This is a genomic window from Pseudomonas grandcourensis (genome assembly GCF_039909015.1).
In the GTDB taxonomy this organism is placed as follows: Bacteria; Pseudomonadota; Gammaproteobacteria; order Pseudomonadales; family Pseudomonadaceae; genus Aquipseudomonas; species Aquipseudomonas grandcourensis.
The window spans coordinates 3,341,888-3,360,571 of sequence record NZ_CP150919.1 but is presented as its reverse complement, the minus strand read 5'-3'; the positions used below and the strand labels follow the sequence as shown (position 1 = coordinate 3,360,571).

At 53.9% G+C, this 18,684-nt stretch carries 18 protein-coding genes; 4 read left to right on the top strand and 14 right to left on the bottom strand.

The features are described from left to right. Window positions 1-10: 10 nt before the first annotated feature. The 13 genes from AABM52_RS15000 to AABM52_RS14940 form a co-directional block, all read right to left on the bottom strand. Window positions 11-244, bottom strand: coding sequence for a hypothetical protein (locus tag AABM52_RS15000; protein WP_347912563.1), 234 nt, complete (start codon window positions 242-244; stop codon window positions 11-13). A gap of 43 nt (window positions 245-287) precedes the next feature. Next, a complete protein-coding gene (locus tag AABM52_RS14995) occupies window positions 288-1,127 on the bottom strand; it encodes an NADH:flavin oxidoreductase (protein WP_347912562.1) in 840 nt (279 codons plus the stop codon). A gap of 437 nt (window positions 1,128-1,564) precedes the next feature. Next, a complete protein-coding gene (locus AABM52_RS14990) occupies window positions 1,565-2,440 on the bottom strand; it encodes an SDR family NAD(P)-dependent oxidoreductase (RefSeq protein ID WP_347912561.1) in 876 nt (291 codons plus the stop codon). A gap of 61 nt (window positions 2,441-2,501) precedes the next feature. Next, window positions 2,502-2,927, bottom strand: coding sequence for an Rrf2 family transcriptional regulator (locus tag AABM52_RS14985; protein ID WP_347912560.1), 426 nt, complete (start codon window positions 2,925-2,927; stop codon window positions 2,502-2,504). A 421-nt stretch (window positions 2,928-3,348) separates the two neighbouring features. Further along, entirely contained in the window at window positions 3,349-4,578 is a 1,230-nt protein-coding gene (locus AABM52_RS14980; protein WP_347912559.1) for a carbohydrate porin, read from the bottom strand. A gap of 220 nt (window positions 4,579-4,798) precedes the next feature. Continuing rightward, window positions 4,799-5,800: an ABC transporter permease gene (locus tag AABM52_RS14975; protein ID WP_347912558.1), complete on the bottom strand. Its 1,002-nt coding sequence runs from the start codon at window positions 5,798-5,800 to the stop codon at window positions 4,799-4,801. A 37-nt stretch (window positions 5,801-5,837) separates the two neighbouring features. Then, entirely contained in the window at window positions 5,838-7,400 is a 1,563-nt protein-coding gene (locus AABM52_RS14970) for a sugar ABC transporter ATP-binding protein (RefSeq protein WP_347912557.1), read from the bottom strand. 86 nt (window positions 7,401-7,486) lie between these two features. Continuing rightward, window positions 7,487-8,440 carry a substrate-binding domain-containing protein gene (locus tag AABM52_RS14965; RefSeq protein WP_347912556.1) on the bottom strand — a complete coding sequence of 318 codons (954 nt, stop codon included), beginning with the start codon at window positions 8,438-8,440 and terminating at the stop codon, window positions 7,487-7,489. A 65-nt stretch (window positions 8,441-8,505) separates the two neighbouring features. Further along, on the bottom strand, window positions 8,506-9,459 hold the full coding sequence (locus AABM52_RS14960) for a sugar ABC transporter substrate-binding protein (RefSeq protein WP_347912555.1): 954 nt from the start codon (window positions 9,457-9,459) through the stop codon (window positions 8,506-8,508). An 81-nt stretch (window positions 9,460-9,540) separates the two neighbouring features. Beyond that, window positions 9,541-10,266, bottom strand: a complete 726-nt coding sequence (locus AABM52_RS14955) for an SDR family NAD(P)-dependent oxidoreductase (RefSeq protein ID WP_218432272.1) — start codon at window positions 10,264-10,266, stop codon at window positions 9,541-9,543. Window positions 10,267-10,387: 121 nt separating this feature from the next. Further along, a complete protein-coding gene (locus AABM52_RS14950) occupies window positions 10,388-11,650 on the bottom strand; it encodes a sugar MFS transporter (RefSeq protein ID WP_347912554.1) in 1,263 nt (420 codons plus the stop codon). Between the two features lie 192 nt (window positions 11,651-11,842). Continuing rightward, entirely contained in the window at window positions 11,843-12,844 is a 1,002-nt protein-coding gene (gene iolG, locus AABM52_RS14945) for an inositol 2-dehydrogenase (protein WP_347912553.1), read from the bottom strand. 96 nt (window positions 12,845-12,940) lie between these two features. Then, the gene (locus AABM52_RS14940; protein ID WP_347912552.1) at window positions 12,941-13,795 is read right to left on the bottom strand and encodes a sugar phosphate isomerase/epimerase family protein; all 855 of its coding nucleotides are present in this window, start codon (window positions 13,793-13,795) and stop codon (window positions 12,941-12,943) included. Between the two features lie 776 nt (window positions 13,796-14,571). Here AABM52_RS14940 and AABM52_RS14935 point away from each other — a divergent pair. After that, window positions 14,572-14,955: a nuclear transport factor 2 family protein gene (locus tag AABM52_RS14935; protein WP_218432265.1), complete on the top strand. Its 384-nt coding sequence runs from the start codon at window positions 14,572-14,574 to the stop codon at window positions 14,953-14,955. A gap of 94 nt (window positions 14,956-15,049) precedes the next feature. Then, the gene (locus AABM52_RS14930; protein WP_347912551.1) at window positions 15,050-16,114 is read left to right on the top strand and encodes a maleylacetate reductase; all 1,065 of its coding nucleotides are present in this window, start codon (window positions 15,050-15,052) and stop codon (window positions 16,112-16,114) included. A gap of 50 nt (window positions 16,115-16,164) precedes the next feature. On the opposite strand, the gene AABM52_RS14925 is transcribed toward AABM52_RS14930, so the two are convergent. After that, complete coding sequence (locus tag AABM52_RS14925; protein ID WP_347912550.1) at window positions 16,165-17,079, bottom strand: LysR family transcriptional regulator; 915 nt, start codon at window positions 17,077-17,079, stop codon at window positions 16,165-16,167. Between the two features lie 207 nt (window positions 17,080-17,286). On the opposite strand from AABM52_RS14925, the gene AABM52_RS14920 reads away from it, so the two are divergent. Together AABM52_RS14920 and AABM52_RS14915 are read left to right on the top strand one after the other, a co-directional pair. Further along, entirely contained in the window at window positions 17,287-18,147 is an 861-nt protein-coding gene (locus tag AABM52_RS14920; protein ID WP_347912549.1) for an intradiol ring-cleavage dioxygenase, read from the top strand. 89 nt (window positions 18,148-18,236) lie between these two features. Beyond that, window positions 18,237-18,542 (top strand): Dabb family protein, encoded by a 306-nt coding sequence (locus AABM52_RS14915; RefSeq protein WP_347912548.1) that lies wholly within the window; start codon window positions 18,237-18,239, stop codon window positions 18,540-18,542. The last annotated feature ends 142 nt before the right edge of the window (window positions 18,543-18,684 follow it).

Here is an 18,684-nt window from a genome sequence, read left to right as displayed (position 1 = left end):
ATTTCTCTTCCTAATTTTCTTTTATGAATTTCCACATGGAAAGCCCATTTCGCAGCGCATGCACAAACTTCGGTGACACTCCGAGCGCATAGAGCTCTTCAAGCGTGAGAGGAAAACTTTTAATTTCGAAGTCAGGGCTAGCAGCCCTTTTCGGCCAGTCCGGAGCTAATATCGCTGCACGGCCCAAAGCAACCATATCGGCACCATCGTTGAGCGCATCTTGAACTTCTTGCGGCGTTAACAACGATCCACTTGCCACCACGGGAATGTCGCTGCGTAAAACGTTCCTAACCCGTGAGAGATTTGTTTGCTTTTTGATTGGGATATTTCCAGGATACTTCCTTAGCGTTCATGGCCGAAAGATTCAGGTAAGTAAACCCCACATCGTTCATTATCCGGATCATTTCCAAGCCATCGTCAATGTCGAAACCTCGCCCGTTGTTCCAGTCTTCGACGAGAATCTTAACTCCGATGGTGAAGTCGCTGGGTAAGTCGGCCCGGATTCTCCGCATGGCTTCGAGTAGAAATCGTGCGCGATTTTCCACCGAGCCTCCCCATTTATCTTTTCGCAGGTTCGTGGCCTTGCTAAAAAACTGGGTAAAAAGGTAGCCGTTGGCACCGTGTAGCTCGATTCCGGAGGCGCCAGCCCGATGCACTCGCCGCGCGCTATCCACTAAAGCATCAAGGATGGCGTGGATTTGTTCTTCGCTGAGCTCCCGAGGCTGCTCAAAATCAGGAATCGGAAGTTGAACGACACTTGGGCCCGCCGGCTGTTTGCCTCTATTCAGTTTGGCTTTTGCTCGCATTCCGGAGGGCATGAGTTGAATAATCGACAGCGCCTGCTCGCGCTTAACCATGTCGGCAAAGCGGCGTAGTCCATATTCGTGAGAATCTGAGAAAGCTCCGATCTGCCCTTCTATGTAAAGGTCGTCTTCGTAGGGCGAAGCTCCGGCTGTGATGACCGCGCCGAATCCACCTTGGGCACGCGTCGTTAACCAGTTCAATTCTTCTTCGCTAAAGCGTCCGTCGGGATGACTTTGCCCATTGGTCATCGGCGCCATAAAGAGCCGATTTTTTACCGTCGCTCCGTTGTTGAAAGTGTAGGGCTGGAAAAACTGTTCGTTCACCTGGGATCCTATTCGTTTGTCAGCGATTGAGTTATCGGTCGTATGCGAGATTCCCACCTGTTCGGCATTTGGCTCTTGTAGTTGTATAGGAGCCATATGTTGGCTGCGACCAGGCTGTGGAATGCCGAGAATGATTTTCGCGCTTTAGCGTATCGGGTTGTAACGGGAAGGAACTGCTTAAGGCGGTTGAGCTATTGCAATCGTCGCAAGCTCAGGCATCTTAGGCGGGCGAATTATTGCAGTTGGCTCTCGGTGAAATCACACGCCTGATCTCATGGATCAAAAGTTCTTCGCCCATAAAGGTGCCTTCCTAGACTTTGCCGGTAAGAAGCAGCCACAATTTGCACACCCGCACTGCATGCGGTAAGCCATGTTATAAGGGACGGCTGAGAAGCGTAGCCCTTCTGCCCGCCCCGAATAAAGTTCGAAGCTCATCATCAACGCGGGCTATATTGCTTGATGAGCTTCCCAAATTTCCGCAGACCTATCGCATCAGCAGCGGATGGAGAGATGGCGTTCATGAGCGTCATCATCTTGAGCAGCGCGCCACCCATAACATGCTCCTTACGTCGCTGGCGGATCGTGGCGAGGATATCGCGTGCAACTTCATCAGGCTCGCATAGGTCGACGCCCATCTTTTTCCACATGTCGAAAAACGGGGACTCCGACTCGGTGTTGGAGGGGGCGGGCCCGAAGAACGACAGGGATACGTTTGTCCCTTCAAGCTCGCGATTGGCGCCTTGCACGTAGCTCGCCAGTGCGCCGCGGGTCGCCGCATAGGCGCTCATAAACGGCAGCGCCACCCGGCCATCCATGGCGCCACCGATGTGGACAATCACTCCGTCGCTGGCTTGCTTGCGCAGCCCAGGCAGGAATGCCTGAGTCACGAAGATGGGCCCCTTCACGTTGATAGCGAGCAGATCGTCGACGTCGGATAGCGTGTAGTCTTCAATAGGTTTGCGGGGCGAGATGCCTGCAAGGTTAACCACTGCATCGATCCGGCCGAGGTGTTCAAAGGCTGTTACAGCCAGCTTCTCGAGGCTAGCTGGATCGGTTACGTCCGCGCGCACGTAAATCGCCGAACCGTCGCTTTTGCCGGCTATCTCGGCGGCGTCGTGCTCTCGTCGTGCAGCGAGCACCAATCGAAAGCCCTCGGCGGCGAGGAGCTTGGCCAGCGCGTTACCAAGCCCTCCGGTCACCCCGATGAGAACCGCGGTGGGCGTATTTTTGTCATGCCTTGCAATCGCGGGCCCGGTTCCGGTTTCGGTTGCGCTGCTGGTAATCACAGGGGACTCTTCGTTCGATTGCGTCATTTCGGGTACCTTTTTATGCTTATTGGAAACTATTAAAGTATCTGTTTAGAGCAAAAAAAAGCTAAGCGGACTTAGCTCTGATTTTGGACACCACATCCGCCAACGTCGTCTGTCTCAGCTCCCGGTAAACGGCCTCTTGAGTACAGACGAGGACGTCGCTCATAACTTCTTTGATGTTAGAGCTTATGACACACTCCTTTCTTACGGGATACTTATGGATGGCAAAAGCATCTGGAGGGCTCACCGCAGAGTAGATATCTAAAAGTGAAATATTTTCTGGGCTTCGTGCCAGGCCGTAACCACCCGACTTGCCAACAGTCGTCTTAGCCAGCTTCGCCTTCGAGAGCTTAACGAGGATTCTTTTAACGAAGACCGGGTTCGCATTCACACTGCCCGCAAGAATCTCCGAAGCGAAAACCCCGTCGTGATGTGCGATTGCCGCCATTACGTGGACGGCAATCGAAAATTGAGTATTTACTGAAGCCATTGACGGATACTATATTAGTATCCATATTGAAGCAAGATCCGCGCGGCGGCGAGGAGAAGGAATTGATAAACGAGGAGCGGCTAAGGTGTTGACGGTCGAGAAAGGCGCCTTCGCCCGCCTCACGACCACGGTATCGGGTTCCAAGCGCACGATGTCCGACGGCTTAGGGATACCCCCTTCTCAATCGCCTGGGTGGGTATCGCCTGATTGAGCTGGGCCAAAAAATCCTTTGGCACGAGGCGCTGCCCGTTCGCTCCGTCAGACCCGCAACCAAGTCACCGTACATGTCGCCTAGATAGGCCTAGATCCGGTAGCCATGGAGGACATCAAATCGAAATAAGCCCTTTAATCGAAGCCCCACCGAGGTATCGACCTAGTGGGACTTCTTCCGGTCAGCTACGCAATGCGGGCGAACGACACATCATTTCCACCAGTACTCAAGCTGGAGGCCGACGTTCGAACCATGAAGGGCATTACCGAAGGCGCCACTATCCGAGAGCGCTGAGCCAGCAGCCATTTCGCTCGCGGCACGTTGGGCTGCCTTGTTCCAAGAGGCATAGGTGTAATACAGGCGAAGTTCCGGGCGAGACCAGAAGCCTGGGCCGGCCGGCGACCAGGTTGGAGCAATGGTGAACTTCGTCAATTTTCGCGTCCCCCCGGGCGCATCCACTTGATCTCGACCAACCTCGGTGCTCAGCTTGAATTGCTCAGTGAACGCATAGACAGGACGAACGCCGATCGACAACCAACTCTGGTCATCGTCCTCATTAGGATGGGTATCCTTTTGGTAAACGATTTGGAATTGCCCACTAAATCGCTGGGTCATTTGCCAGTCAAAGTACTCCACGAAACGCCAACTATGGTTGCTGCTGTCTAGTGTTGGGTCGCCGGTGTAGCTCAATGCAGTTCCCGGGCCTTGTCCGTACTGCACTGCAAAGGTATTCAACCCTCCCAGGAACCCTTTCTGCTTGTGTTGTGCGATAGCCGACCAGCCAGTGTGAGAGTCGTCCCTGCTGTTTGGCTTGTCGAGGAAGCTCACGCCCAGCTCCACACCACCCCCTGGGTTTGTTTCGAAGCCACCGACTGTGAAGTCGTGGCGGTTGGTGAAGTCCTTTTGGAACAGGTTGTCTTTGCGCGAGAAAACGTAGCTGTACTTGAGATCACCGATGCCTACCTGGTCGAACCCAAAGCCATTCGCGCTCTGGTTCCAGTAGAAGAAGTCACTCATTTCGATGCTGTTTCGATTGTAGTAACGGCGGCCCGCCCAAAAGGATCCTCCGTTAAGAGCGGGCATTTTGCTCCACTCGGCATACATCTGGTTCATTCGCGCAAAGCCATAGTCCCCCGTAAATCTCGGTGTATGGCCGTACTCGTTGAACAACTGGGCCATACCTTCGACGCTAATAGCGGAACCGTCGTCGAGCTTAAGCAGGTCTTGCCGAAGATCGAATTCAAAGTATTGCTCGCATTCGTTACCCAACCGGTACTTGGATTGCGCCCCTGGGAGCTGAAAGCAAGACTGATTGCCTCCCTCTAAAGAGTTCCCGACACCGGTGCGGAAATAGCCGCTGAAATCTAACGCATGCGCAGACAGCGGCAATACCGCTACTGCAAGTACAGACCAGACAGCTCCCTTGGTGTTGAACGACATGCTATTTTCTCCACTTGTTGTTTTTTTATGGATTTTTTTGGGACAGCCGAACCCACTCCGGAAGATTTCTCTTCCGGCGTTGTGGGCTTTTTTATTGAGTTGCAGTAATAGAACGAGAGCTTGAAACCGAAACTGTCAGCGCGGGCACCGACAGTCAGTGAGGCACTCGAATAGCTCCAGTTAGAGCATACAAATTGGCAGTCTCAGCGAACTGCTCTAATTAGGATTTGCCTCTGGATTTGGCGTAGGTATCGAAGCCAACCGCCAGCACGATGATGATCCCAATCACCACTTGCTGGTAATACGCGGACACGTTCATGATCACGAGTCCATTGATGAGCACGCCGATGAGCAAAGCTCCGACAATCGTGCCACCTACACCGCCTAACCCACCAAACAGGCTGGTACCACCGATTACCACAGAAGCGATAACGCGCAGTTCGTAACCTGAGCCGGCAACTGCCTCAGCCGATCCAAGCCGGGCAGAGAGTAAGAATCCCGCAAGCCCTGCGAGGAAGCCGGTGATTACGTAAACACTCAGAACAACTGATTGAACACTCAAGCCTGAGAGTCGTGCTGCCTCAGGGTTACCGCCAACCGCATAAACCTGCCGGCCATAACGGGTGTATCGCAGAGCGATGTATCCCACTAGAGCAACAACCATAAAGACCAGGACAGGTACTGGTACGCCCAGTACGTCCCCTCTCCCCCACCAGCGGAAGGCTTCATTGAAACCGCTCACCGGCGCGCCATCATTCACAATGAGTGTCGCACCGCGCCACACGGTCAAACCGCCAAGCGTCACGATGAATGCGGGTACGCCGAACCGAGTCACGACCTTGCCATGGAGGTAGCCCGCCATCGTGCCGACAGCACACGCTGCCAGCATCGCAACAAGCCACCCCATGAAGAAGTCGCCACCCAATGCCTGCATTAGAAATGCACCGCTAATAGCGGCGAATGCGAGCAGCGATCCCACTGCGAGATCGATTCCCCCTGTGAGAATCACGTAGGTCATTCCCACTCCGATGATCCCGTAGATTGAGACCTCGGTAAGGATGTTCTTGATGTTCCGCGCAGACAGGAACATTGGGTTGTAGATGGTGAAAATGACAATAAGTGCGATGAGGAACAACAGCACTCCATACTTCTCGAAGAATCCGACCATCTCAATTTTTTTCCGGCGTTCCACGACTGTTTCACTAGATGCTGGCTTGATCATTTTTGTTTACTCGATAGATGATGCCGGTGCGACCAGTTCAGGCCACGCCTTGGTGCGAAAACGATGAGCTCACTCCTTGAGCCATGCGCTGCATAAGTAGCTCTTCAGTTGCCTCATCAGCCGAGACAACTCCGGTTATTTTTCCTTCCCGGAAAGTGACAATCTGGTCGCTCACTGCCATGACTTCAGGTAGTTCGGAGGAGATCACGATCACGGCGATGCCGGCGCGGGCCATGTCGAACAGAACTTGGTGAACTTCAGCTTTGGCACCTACATCAATGCCGCGCGTTGGCTCGTCGACGATGAGAACCTTTGGCTTGAGCGCCATGCATCGGGCTAGGATCACTTTCTGCTGGTTCCCCCCAGACAACGTTCCAATGGCCACGCTGTCGTTAGCCATCTTGATTCGCAGTTTCTTCTGGTAGTTCTGGATGAGTTGGGTTTCAGCCCGGTCATCGATAAACATGCCCCAGCGTTGTAATCCGCCCAAACTCGGCAGGCTCATGTTCCAACGGATTGAGTGACCTAAAAAGCAGGCCTGCTGCTTCCTGTCCTCAGGAACTAGCGCGACACCAGCGGCGATACCTTCTCGGGGAGATCGAAACGGAGAGACCTGGCGCCCGTTGACGTAGATGATCCCTTCATCGCATCCGTCGGCACCGAAAATCACACGAGCCAACTCGGTGCGACCTGCTCCCACCAGTCCAGCGAAGCCAACAATTTCCCCTGCCCGCACATCGATGGACATGTCGTGCAATGGCGTTGCATGAAGACTGTGACCTCCACCACCTGCTGCTCTGGAAACACTTTGCACCTTCAGCATCACCTCGCCTGGTGCTCCAGTGAGCGGTTTGCGCACAAACTCCACATCCCGGCCAACCATCAGTCGAACAATGTCATCGACACTAACGTCGGCGACGTCGCCAGAGGTGATGTAGGCTCCGTCACGAAAAATGGTGTAGCGGTCACAGCAAGCCTTCACTTCGTTGAGCTTGTGCGATACATAGATGATGCTGATTCCTTTGGCCTTCAGATCTGCAATGATTCCGTGCAGCTTGTCTACTTCACGGCCACTGAGCGCAGCCGTTGGTTCATCCATGATGATGAGCTTTGCATTCATGGTGAGCGCCTTGGCGATCTCGACCATTTGCTGCTCTGCCACACTCAACTTCCGAACCATTGTCCTTGGCGTAATGTGCAGACCAAGATCGTCCAGAACATGCTGCGCATCACTGAACATCTGCTTCCAGTCAACAAGGCCACGTCGTAACGGTTCACGACCGAGGTACATGTTCTCGGCAACTGACATGTCGGCGATAAGATTGAATTCCTGGTAGATCGTAATGATGCCGACCTCCTGGCGGCGCATGGGGGTGTCATGCTCCCCAAGCACATGGCCATTGAATTCAAGTGAACCTTGGCCAGCATCCGCAGGCTGAGCTCCGGCCAGGATCTTTAGGATGGTCGACTTGCCGGCCCCGTTTTCGCCGAGCAAAGCATGTGCTTCACCTTTTCCGACTTCGAGTTGTACGCCATTGAGCGCGACAACCCCCGGAAAGGTTTTCTTGATATTGCGAACTTGCAGCAGCACATCGTTCATGCAGATACCTCCCGAACCTAGATCCGTCAAACTTGGGAGGAAGCTTTGCTCCCTCCCGCATCGACTACAAAAAAACTATTCGTCGATTACTTGATGGCGCTGAACTGCTCGGCCTGATCCAGGTTGTCCTGAGTGACCATGAACGGCTGGACGGTAACTGACTCGATCTTGGTACCATTACGAATGTTGTCTACAGCCAGACGTAGAGCAGTGCGGATCTGTTTGCTTGGGCTCTGCTCGACGATGCCTGTAATCTCACCTGCCTTAATGCTTTTCAGCACTTCAGGGTAAGCGTCATAGCCAATGATTTTGATCTTGTTGCTAAGCCCCATACCTCGCACGGCTTCGACTGCTCCAAGCGTCATATCGCCGGTGGAACAGATGATCACATCAGGTGGAGTGCCCGCCGAAGCGGTGAGAATGTTCTCTACCACCGACATTGCCTTCGCACGATCAGCCTCCCCGGATTGTTCGGCTACGAGCTTGAACTTGCTACCAGCTGCGTTCAGCGATTGATGTACCCCTTTCGCTCGATCCATTGCGGTGGTGGAGCCGATCTGACCGGTGATCAGTACCACATTGGCACCCTTGGGCATGTTCTTCACAACCCACTCACCCATGATTCGACCACCCGCCACGTTGTCTGCTGTTACGAATGGCACAGTTGAGGAAGTGCCCTCCACACGGCGGTCAACTGCGATAACTGGCACCCTCTCATCCAGCACATCATTGATAGCCGGTGCGAGCGCGGAGACATCGTTCGGAGTCAATACAACAGCCTTAACACCTTGAGTGAGCGAGTTCTCGATATCGGAACTTTGCTTGGAAGATGAAGCCTGGGCATCTTGGACAAGGAGGTTGATATCCAATGCTTTAGCTTCCTGCACTGCCTGCTCATGCATGAAGATGAAGAAGGGAATTGATAGGGTTTGGAAGCTCACCGCAATCTTCTCGCCAGCGGCGAAAACGGGTGCGTTCGACATCAAAATAGCTGTGGCCAATGCAGCAGTCAGCACTCGACGTTTATTGTTCGTTTTCATTCTCGATTTCCTTAAATTGCATAGGTACATCAAACAGTCGGATTTACCGGAGGAAGAACCGCCAGTTATTGAATGGCGCTGTATTGTTCTGCCTGACTCAGGTTTTCCTGGGTGACCATGAATGGCTGAACGATGATCGTTTCGAGCTCTGCTTCGCCGCGTACTTTCTTCACCGCCATGCGAAGGGCCGTCCTGATTTGTTTGCTCGGGCTTTGCTCCACGATGCCGGCGATATCTCCGTCTCGGATGGCACGCAGCACCTCTGGGTACGCGTCAAACCCGATGACTTTGATCTTGCCTTTCAACCCCATGGCCCGCACGGCTTCCGCAGCCCCGAGCGCCATGTCGCCGCTCGCACAGATGATTGCATCTGGAGGGTTTGCACTCAGCGATGTCAGGATGTTTTCAGCCACCGACATGGCCTTGGCACGCTCCCACTCCCCTGACTGCTCAGCCACGAGTTGAAATTTTTTCCCGCCAGCTTTGAGTCCTTCATGGACGCCCTTAGCGCGATCAATGGCTGTCGATGAGCCAGCGGTACCGCCGATGAACGCCACACGAGCGCCGTCTTTCATGTTGGAGGTGACCAACTCGGCCATGAGACGACCACCTGCGACACTGTCCGCAGTGACGTAGGGCACTGGCGCATCAGTTCCTTCGACACGGCGGTCGACTGTCACGAGGGGTACTTTTTCAGACAGTACTTCGTTCAAGGCAGGTGCCAAGGCGGTCACATCATTGGGTGCGACGACCATTGCATCGACGCCTTGAGTCAGGGCGTTTTCGACATCGGAGGACTGCTTGGTGGAGGAGGACTGAGCATCCTGCACAAGCAGCTCTACATTGAGAGCCTTGGCTTCCTGAGAGGCTTGCTCATGCATGTAGATAAAATAGGGAATGGATAACGTTTGGAAATTGACGACGATTTTCTCACCGGCTGCCATTGTCGGCGAAAGCTGTAACATCAAACCTACTGCCAAAACAGCGCTGCACAACAAACCACCTTTCTGCGTTTTCATTATTTTTGTTCTCCTCAGATGGGTATCAAAGTTGCGGCACGGAGTTGCCCGTGTCGCAGTACGCGCACGTCAATAGAACGCTCAGGGCGTTGTGTATCCTCCATCAACCACGAGCTCTGCTCCCGTGATGAAGCTCGCTTCATCACTGGCGAGGAACAAAGCCGCGTAGGCAATTTCTTTGGGATCCGCCGCACGCCCCATCGGCGTCGCTGCGACGACGGCTGCGGTGGTATCAGCCGCTTGGCGAGCAATCATCGGTGTTTCGACCAACCCCGGATGCAGCGAGTTGACGCGGATACCATTGGCCACGTAAGACAGAGCTGCGTTCTTGCTCATCATGCGCACTGCAGCTTTGCTAGCCTGGTACGCCGACACACCACTGGCGCCGACGATGCCCCAGATCGAAGACACGTTAACGATGGAGCCTGCTTGCTGTCGCTTCATGACCGGGATGACGGTTCTCATCCCATAGAACACACCGTTTTGATTGATATCGATGACCCGATTCCAGTCATCGAGGGTGATCTCATCGATGGGAAGGTAGGAACCTACCAAGCCCGCGTTGTTCACGAGCACATCAACCTTACCGTGCTCACGAACTACCTCTTCGACGAGACGTTCCCAGTCCTCCAGCTTTGACACATCCAAGTGCTTGGCAACGACGCTTGCATTTTTGTATGGCTCAGGTTGGTGCACATCGCCAACGATAACGGTGGCTCCTTCATCGGCGAAAAGCTCGGCGATCGCACGTCCGATACCCATTCCACCGCCAGTCACCAACGCAACTTTGCTGTGTAGTCGTTTCATGTTGATTTTCCTAATCTGAAACTTGCCAATCACCAGCTTGCAAGAATTTCGGGCAAGCCGAATCCGTTGCAGCAGGCCTTGCAATGCAGGGCCTACTACACGTCGTTGCTGGAGATATGAGTTAGTGAGCTTTGCCGGTCGCCGTCACGGGTTTCTGGCTCTGCCCATACCACGCGATGACAGCGAAACATGCCAGCGGTACATAGAACGCCGTAGCAATCCCAAAGTGATCAGCAAGTGCCCCCATCAGCAGTGGAACGAAAGCACCACCCACAAGTGTCATCACTAGGCACGAACCGGCTTTCTTGGTTTGTGTACCGAGCCCCCGAATGCCCATCGCGAAGATCGTTGGATACATCACCGACATGAAGAGATAGATGGCGGTGACCGCGAAGATCGAGATCCGCTCAATTCCGGCGATGGCAACGATGCACAGGATCATGCTCACCAAGCTGTTGAGGATCAGTATTGAACGTGCAGGGACATAACGCATTACCCATGTCCCGGCGAATCGGCCGATCATGTAGGCGAGCATCCCGAGCGAAAGCAGGAAGGATGCTTTCTGAACGGAGATTCCGTGCCAGTGATCAATCGCGTAGTTGATGAAGAACGCACCAATTCCGACGTAAGCACCGACGTTGCAGAACTGGGCGACCAGCGCACCAGTAAAGTTGCTCTTCTTCCAGAGGCTTACTTCACCCCCATTTGGGATCAGTACATCAGAGGTTTTTTCGCTGCGAATTTCCGGAAGTTTAATTCGAGCAAAGGCGACGAACATCAACATCACGATGATCGCCAACACCGCATACGTCACCGAAACCAGATCAACGCGGCTGCCGTTGAATTCAACGGGTGGGGCGAAGAAGACCGCGCCACCAATGACCGGCCCGATGAAGGCACCCAGACCGTTGAAGGACTGAGCGAATGTCAGACGTTGTTCTGATTTTGCAGGATCGCCAAGCGCTGCCGCATATAGGTTTGCGGCAGTCTCCAGGCAGCCTAAACCGCAGGCCAGCACAAACAGCGCAATCAGAAATGGCGTAAATGTTCCCACCATCGAAGCCGGAATGAACAGCAGTGCTCCGAAGGCGAATAATGCAAGCCCTGCCAGAATCCCTGCTTTGTAGCCAAAACGCTCCATGAACAGGCCGACCGGCAGGGCAATGATGAAGTACGCCCCGAAGTAAGCTGTTTGAACCAATCCTGACTGCGCACGAGAAATATGGAGGGTGTCTTGGAAGTGCTTGTTCAGCACGTCGAGAAGCCCATGTGAGAGGCCCCACATGAAAAATAAACTTGTCACGAAAATAAACGCTAGTCTGGTCGAGGAAAGCTTTTCGTGGTTATGGGCCAGCCCAGTTAGGGCTTTAGTATCTGTGTTCATGACCGGTACCTTTATATGTTTTGTTAACCGTCATCAGTGCACGCCAGGCGATGTTGAAATCCTGGTCTAGGGCCAAATGCCACAGCCCTTGCAACTACGTTTTGCTACGTCAACTTCAAGCATCCTTTTGTGTTCCTGGTACACCGTAAGGCGGAGCCCCGTACAGGGTTTGGGGCTCACGCCTTGGAACGATTAGTGGTTCCCTACCCGCACAACCTTGCCCGTCTCAGCCGACTCAGTGGCGCAGTTCGCCAAGCGAAGCGCCAAGAGACCATCGCGTGGTGTTGCTGGCATCGGACTGTTGCTTTCGAGCGCATCCAGGAAGCTGTTGAGCTCGATCTTGTAAGAGTCGGCGTGACGCTCCAGGAAGAAATTGAGGAGAGGATCAGCCACGTCAGTGGCCTCGGCGCCGAAACGGCGGACGCTGTTCGAACGATGGTTCTCGTTCAGCAGCATGCCCTTGGAACCAGAAACTTCCAGGCGCTGATCAAAGCCATACACGGCCTCACGGCAACAGTTGATGTGGCATTGGCGACCAGAAGCGGTACGCATCAGCACCATCACACTGTCATAGTCCGGAATAGATTCGAGCGACGGATCGACCAGTCGGCTTCCGACCGCAAAAACCTCAACTGGCTCCTCGCCAAGCAGGCTCCGAGCCATGTCGAAGTCGTGAATGGTCATGTCACGGAATATTCCTCCGGACGATTCCAGGTATGCCCTCGCAGCCAGCGCCGGGTCACGACTGGTGATGATGACTTGTCGAACCACCCCGATTTCACCATCGTCGATTGCACGACGAAGACGCAGGTAGTCGGGGTCGAATCGACGATTGAACGCCAGCATCACACGACCATTGAGGCGTTCGAGCTCTTCGACAGCAGCCTTCGCGCGTTCGTAATCCATGTCGATCGGCTTTTCGCAGATCACTGGCTTGCCGAGCTTTACAGCGCGGAGCATCAACTCGATATGAAATTCTGTAGGCGTGCCGATAAACACTGCATCGACGTCTTCACGATCAACGGCCGTGGCATAGTCGTAGGCTGCTTCGCAACCCAGTTGCTTAGCCAGCGCGTCGACACCTTCTTTCCACGGGTCAGCTACCACAACAAGTTTGGTGCGAGGATTGGTAGCGACGTTGGCGGCGTGGATTTTTCCGATACGTCCAGCACCCAAAACAGCAATACGTAACATGATGGTTCTTCCCTCGACAGCCTGGCTGCCTGTTATTTTTAGGTAGGGACGCGGGAGACATTTTCCCCCGCGCAGCAACACGCAGATCTGCTCGCGTTACTTGAACTGAGAAATGGTGGTTTCGTAGGTACGCTGAGCCATTTCTTGGAGAGGCAACTTGCGCACCACTTCGGAAAGCACTTCCACACCCCACGGGCCGGTGTAACCAGTGGCCTGGACTGCCTTAATGAAACCAGGAATGTCCAACACACCTTCGCCTGGCAAGCGGCGGCGATGGATGGTGTCTTGCCACAGAGGCTCTACGGCATATTTATCGGCGTCGTCCAGCTCGATAGAGCCGATGAACTTGCCGGGGATACGGGCGATGTCGGCAAAGTCAACGCCGCCGCGAGCGAGGTGCCAGATGTCCAGCAGCAGTTTGCCGTTGTCGTGGTTAGCGCCTTGCACCAATGCCAGTGCGGTGTCGATGGTGCGCACGTTACTGAATGGCATGATTTCCAAAACGATGTTAGTGCCATAGGACTTCGCTTCTTCACTGAGCTGAGCGAAGTGTTCGACCATCAGAGGAATATCGGCATGCTCTTCATTCAGGCCAGGCGCGGTTTTAACAGCGCGTGCACCCAACTCCTGAGCGGCATTGAATAGCTCCGCACGCATTTTGTTGGAAGCACGACGCAGCTCGCCATCCTTGTACCAGTCCGTGAGGAATTCGAATTCAACATGCTTGATGCCGTTAGCTTCGAGGATATGACGCATTTCCCGGAAGCCAATCCGATCGATGGTGGACATCAAATCGACATGGATGAGGCCTACACCTTTGTAACCAGCCTCAGCAGCGGCCTCTACACGGTCGCGGAATGCAAACGGGCTGATCTCAGTAGGGCCAAATGGGTACACGTCACCCGAGAGCGTGAAGTACGCCGCCAGCAGTTCTACATTTTGATTGCTCATTTAAATCTCCTGATACGCAGTTACTGTGTTTTAGGTAGTTGCACTACCAAAGGGCGGATTCAGTACCGGCAGAGTGCTTGGCAGCTGCCAAACTCCAGGTCGGCAAAACTCCAGAGAAAAAACCGCAACCGAAGCGCGGTGACATAGCGATCGCTAGCCGCCAGCGCTGCGATTGCGAAAGAAATGAAGGGACTATTGGAGAGGAGCTACGATCAGGCGCTGGCAAGCGGGAACAATCGCCCTCTGTCGAGCAACACTCGGTCAACACGATTGACATGCTTTTGATTGCAAACGGAATCTGCTGATCTCGGTACGAACGGCTCAGGGAGAGCGAAGCAGCAGCGAGACAGTGCGTAAATAGGGCAAGGAGAAAGTGCATAGCTAAGTCTCCGTTCTTGTTCTGTGCAGCCTAGGTGGCTGTCATTTTGGAACGATCTTAGACATGCGTTTTCAGGTATAAAAGACCAGAAAGAGAAATCTCTTTTCCACCTAGTGGAAGAATCTGCTTGGTGAATCTTGCTGGGCAGCTCACCTATCCTTCCACAATCACCTCTGACATAGGCGGTAAGTCGGATATAGAGAACACACTGCTTTATTGAACAAGCATTATTTCACCCATGAAATAAAGAATTCCATTCAAGAGGTTTTATATCCAAGATTGTAAATATAGGCTTGATTGTGAGCGTCGACCGAAGGACAACGGTTATCCGACGGCAACGCAACGCGGGGCATTCCAAGTACTCGCTCAATGCCCCGCCATACAAAAGAGGCCGAGCATGAAGAACCATAATGAAGTTGAAAATCTGATTCGTGCACTCGAAGACAAACGCTATGACGCCATCCTGGCTGGTGATTTCGAGGCATTCCGTGCGTTCGCACATCCTGACCTGAGCTATGCCCACTCCAACGGCGTCGTCGATACGCTTGAGAGCTACCTCAACAAGTGCCTGAACGGATTCTACGTCTACCACCGCATCGAACACCCAATTCAAAGCATCAAGGTGGTCGGGGACATCGCACTCGTATTCGGTGAAATGAATGGCGAGATCACATCGGGCGGCATCGCAAAAACCCTACGTAACAAGGCTCTCGCCGTCTGGGAGCAGCGTAAAGGTGAGTGGAAGCTGATTGCCTATCAGCCAACCCCTATCCCGAGCTGAAGCCAGCCCCATCGGCGAAAACAAAGCGATAGGTGCCACGCACACCACCTGCTTCTGCCCCCCCCCTTCCATCGATAGGAACCCATTCACCATCATGAAGAATTTCACCTATACCGGTTTGCCCGCCCGAGTCATTTTTGGCAAAGGATCCTTACAGCAACTTGAGGCCGAAATCGATCGCTTGGGCTCTCGTCGTGCACTCGTACTCTCCACGCCGGAACAGCGTGATCAGGCTGAACGCATTGCGAAAATCCTCGGCGAACGTGCCGCAGGCATTTTCGATAAAGCAGTCATGCACGTGCCGATCGAGACTGCACGCGAAGCCAGAGAGATTGCCAGGGAGCTGGGAGCCGATTGCGCAGTTGCAATCGGTGGCGGATCGACCACAGGTCTGGGCAAAGCCATTGCGCTTGAGTCTGGGTTACCCATTCTGGCGATTCCAACAACTTACGCTGGATCAGAAATGACACCCGTTTATGGGCTCACTGAAAACGGTATCAAGAAAACCGGCAAGGATCCCCGCGTCCTTCCAAGGACAGTGATTTACGACCCTGAACTGTCCGCAACGTTGCCTGTTGGCCTGTCGGTAATGAGCGGCATGAACGCGATTGCCCACGCAGCTGAAGGCCTTTATGCACAGGATGGCAATCCAGTCATGTCACTCATCGCCGAGGAAGGTATTCGGGCGATGGCTGAAGGTTTGGAGCAAGTGACCAAAGCACCAGATGATCTGGATGCCCGCAGCGACTGTCTCTACGGCGCCTGGTTGTGCAGCACCGTGTTGGGGAACGTGGGAATGGCACTGCACCATAAGTTGTGTCACACACTGGGCGGCAGCTTCAACTTGCCTCATGCCCAAACACACACCGTCGTGTTGCCCCATGCGATTTCGTACAACGCCAGCGCAGCACCGGATGCGGCCGCACGTATCGTTCGAGCACTGCGAGTCAAGCACAACTCTGCGGGGGGAGCGCTGTACGACCTGGCTGAGAGGCTCGGCGCCCCAATGACTCTTCGCGAACTGGGGCTGACAGAAGAAGACCTTGACCGGGCAACTGAAATCGCCCTGTCCAATCCTTACTGGAACCCCCGCCCTATCGAGCGTGAGGGTATCCGTCAGTTGCTTCAGAACGCTTACGAGGGCAAACGCCCCGAATAAAAGTTGACCTTAACCTCGGCTGGGTCGCTGGGTGCGGGCCGAGGTTTTTTTTAGCTAGTCCAGTAACGCTCATAATCGTTTCGCTTGAAGTTATCCAACAGAAAATCGATGAAGAGCCTCGTCTTGGCCGGCATGTAACGTCGATCCTGAAATGCCACGTTGATGGTAAGCCGGGGGAGATCCCAATCATCTAGGACAGACACCAGCCTGCCCGCCACCAAGTCGTCATAAACGATGTATTTGGGCTGCACAAGAATCCCGGCTCCCGCCAGGGCCGCAGCACGCACAATCTGCCCATCGTTTGTTTCCAGCGCAGGTTGCACCTTGATGGTCTCTCGCTCAGTCCCCTTGCTGAACTCCATCGTGTTCGGATGGTTAGCAAGGCTGTAGATCAGCACATCATGGTTCGCGAGGTCTTGCACTGAGGCAGGCACGCCCTTGCGCTTGAGGTATTTGGGTGACGCCGCCAGTACCCTTCTTGTATCTGCCAATTTGCGGATGGTGATGCTGGAGTCAGCCTCGAATTCCCGTGCACGAATCGCCAGGTCGATTTCACTGTCGATAATGTCGTAGTAACGGTTGGCCCCGACGATCTTGACCTTTATTCCCGGGTACAGGCGCTGGAATTCGGGAACCAAAGGCGCGAGGTGCAACATGGAAAAAGAAATGGTGGCGGTTATAGTCAGTGTGCCCGTGGGTTCAACCAGTGCCGCACTCACCGTGGCCTCAGCCTCGCCAAGTTCAGCGAGCAGGTTTTTGCACCGCGCATAGAAATCATGACCGGCATTCGTAAGCGATAAGCGCCGTGTGTTTCGCTCGACCAAACGAACCTTCAGCCTGTTTTCCAAGGCCGCCAGATGCCGACTTGCAGCGGCATTTGAAATATCAAGCTTCTCAGCCGCCTTGCTCAGCGTACCCAGTTCCGCAGTGTGGACAAACAGCTCTAGCTCTGTGAATCGATCCATCAGCACATATCCCGAAAGGTGGCTGGGTTTTTCATAGGTGAAATAAAGATTTTCATTTTGAGTATTTTATTCCACCTTTCAGCACTTTAGCGTAGTCCAATGAATTCGGGAACAAGCTTCTGCCCATAGCACGTGGCTGTTTCCCAAAGGCGAAGGCTGGCAGCACCTCCTTCTCCCACCACAAATAAAAATACAGGGAGCACTCCCATGCGAAACCTAGATGAGCAGACAATCACCCGAGCCGTTCTGGAGCGAAACTGCGGCACAGAAGACCGTCGACTTCACGAAATCATGACGTCTCTCGTACAGCACCTTCACGCGTTCGCCCGCGAGACCAAGCTGACAGAGGAAGAGTGGGAAAAGGGTATCGAGTTCCTGACAGCAGTCGGTCAAATATGCACCCCAACTCGCCAGGAATTCATTTTGCTCTCGGACACCTTGGGGTTGTCCACGCTTGTCACCGCACAGAACCACAAGAAGCCTGCTGGGTGTACCGAAGCGACCGTGTTCGGCCCCTTTCACGTGGCCGATGCCCCTCACTACGATTTGGGGGAGGACATCAGTGGTGGCCTGCCTGGTACACCCTGGTTCGTCAAAGGCAAAGTACGAACCACCGATGGCACCCCGATTCCCAACGCCACGATTGAAGTCTGGCAAGCAGACGAAGCTGGTTTCTATGACGTCCAGAAGCCTGATCTGGATAACTACCAAGGCCGGGCAATCATCCAGGCGGACGCACAGGGTCTCTACCACTTCAAGTCGATCGTGCCCGAGTGTTATCCAATTCCCCACGACGGCCCTGTCGGCAAGATGCTGGAGGCGTTGAACCGTCATCCATGGCGTCCAGCCCACCTGCATTTCATGATCACCGCTCCAGGTTTCCAGAGACTCGTCACTCATGTGTTTCGTGAAGGCGGCGACTACCTCGACTCGGATGCTGTTTTTGGCGTGCGCTCTTCGCTTATTGCCGAATGGGTTCCACACGAAAGCGGCCTAGACCCTTACGGCAAACAAATCGACTCTCAGTATTACACCCTGGATTTCGATTTCATCCTGCACCACGCATAGCCACGCTAAACGACTTCAAACCGACACAGGCCTGCACGGCTTTGCAGGCCGCCCTTGCTCTAAGTATCTAATTCACCTCGGAGAGGACTATGCAACGGATCAAACACATCGTCATGTGGAATCTGCGTGGCGAAAATGAGCAGGAGCGCTCCACCAATATCGAGAAACTGAAGTCTGCGTTTGAAAGCATCCGGACGGAAATCCCCGGTTTGAGAACCTTAGAAATCGGAGTTGATATCAGCAAGATCGACTATGCGTGCGATGTGGTTCTTTACTCCGAGTTTGACTCGGCGGAAGCACTGGAGGGATACGCAAGTCATCCGGCTCACCTTCGAGTTCGTGAGGAACTCGGAAATTTGCGCATTACAAGGCATCAAGTGGATTACTACATCTAGGCGCTCACGCTGCCTTGTGCAGCGGCAACGCCTTTCCACTCAGTTTCTCCATCAAATAAAAAGAATCTGGAACAGTCGCGTGAACACACCGCTCCCCCTACGAGCACCTCCCTCTGCCCGATTCTTTAGTGCCGCGCTGTGC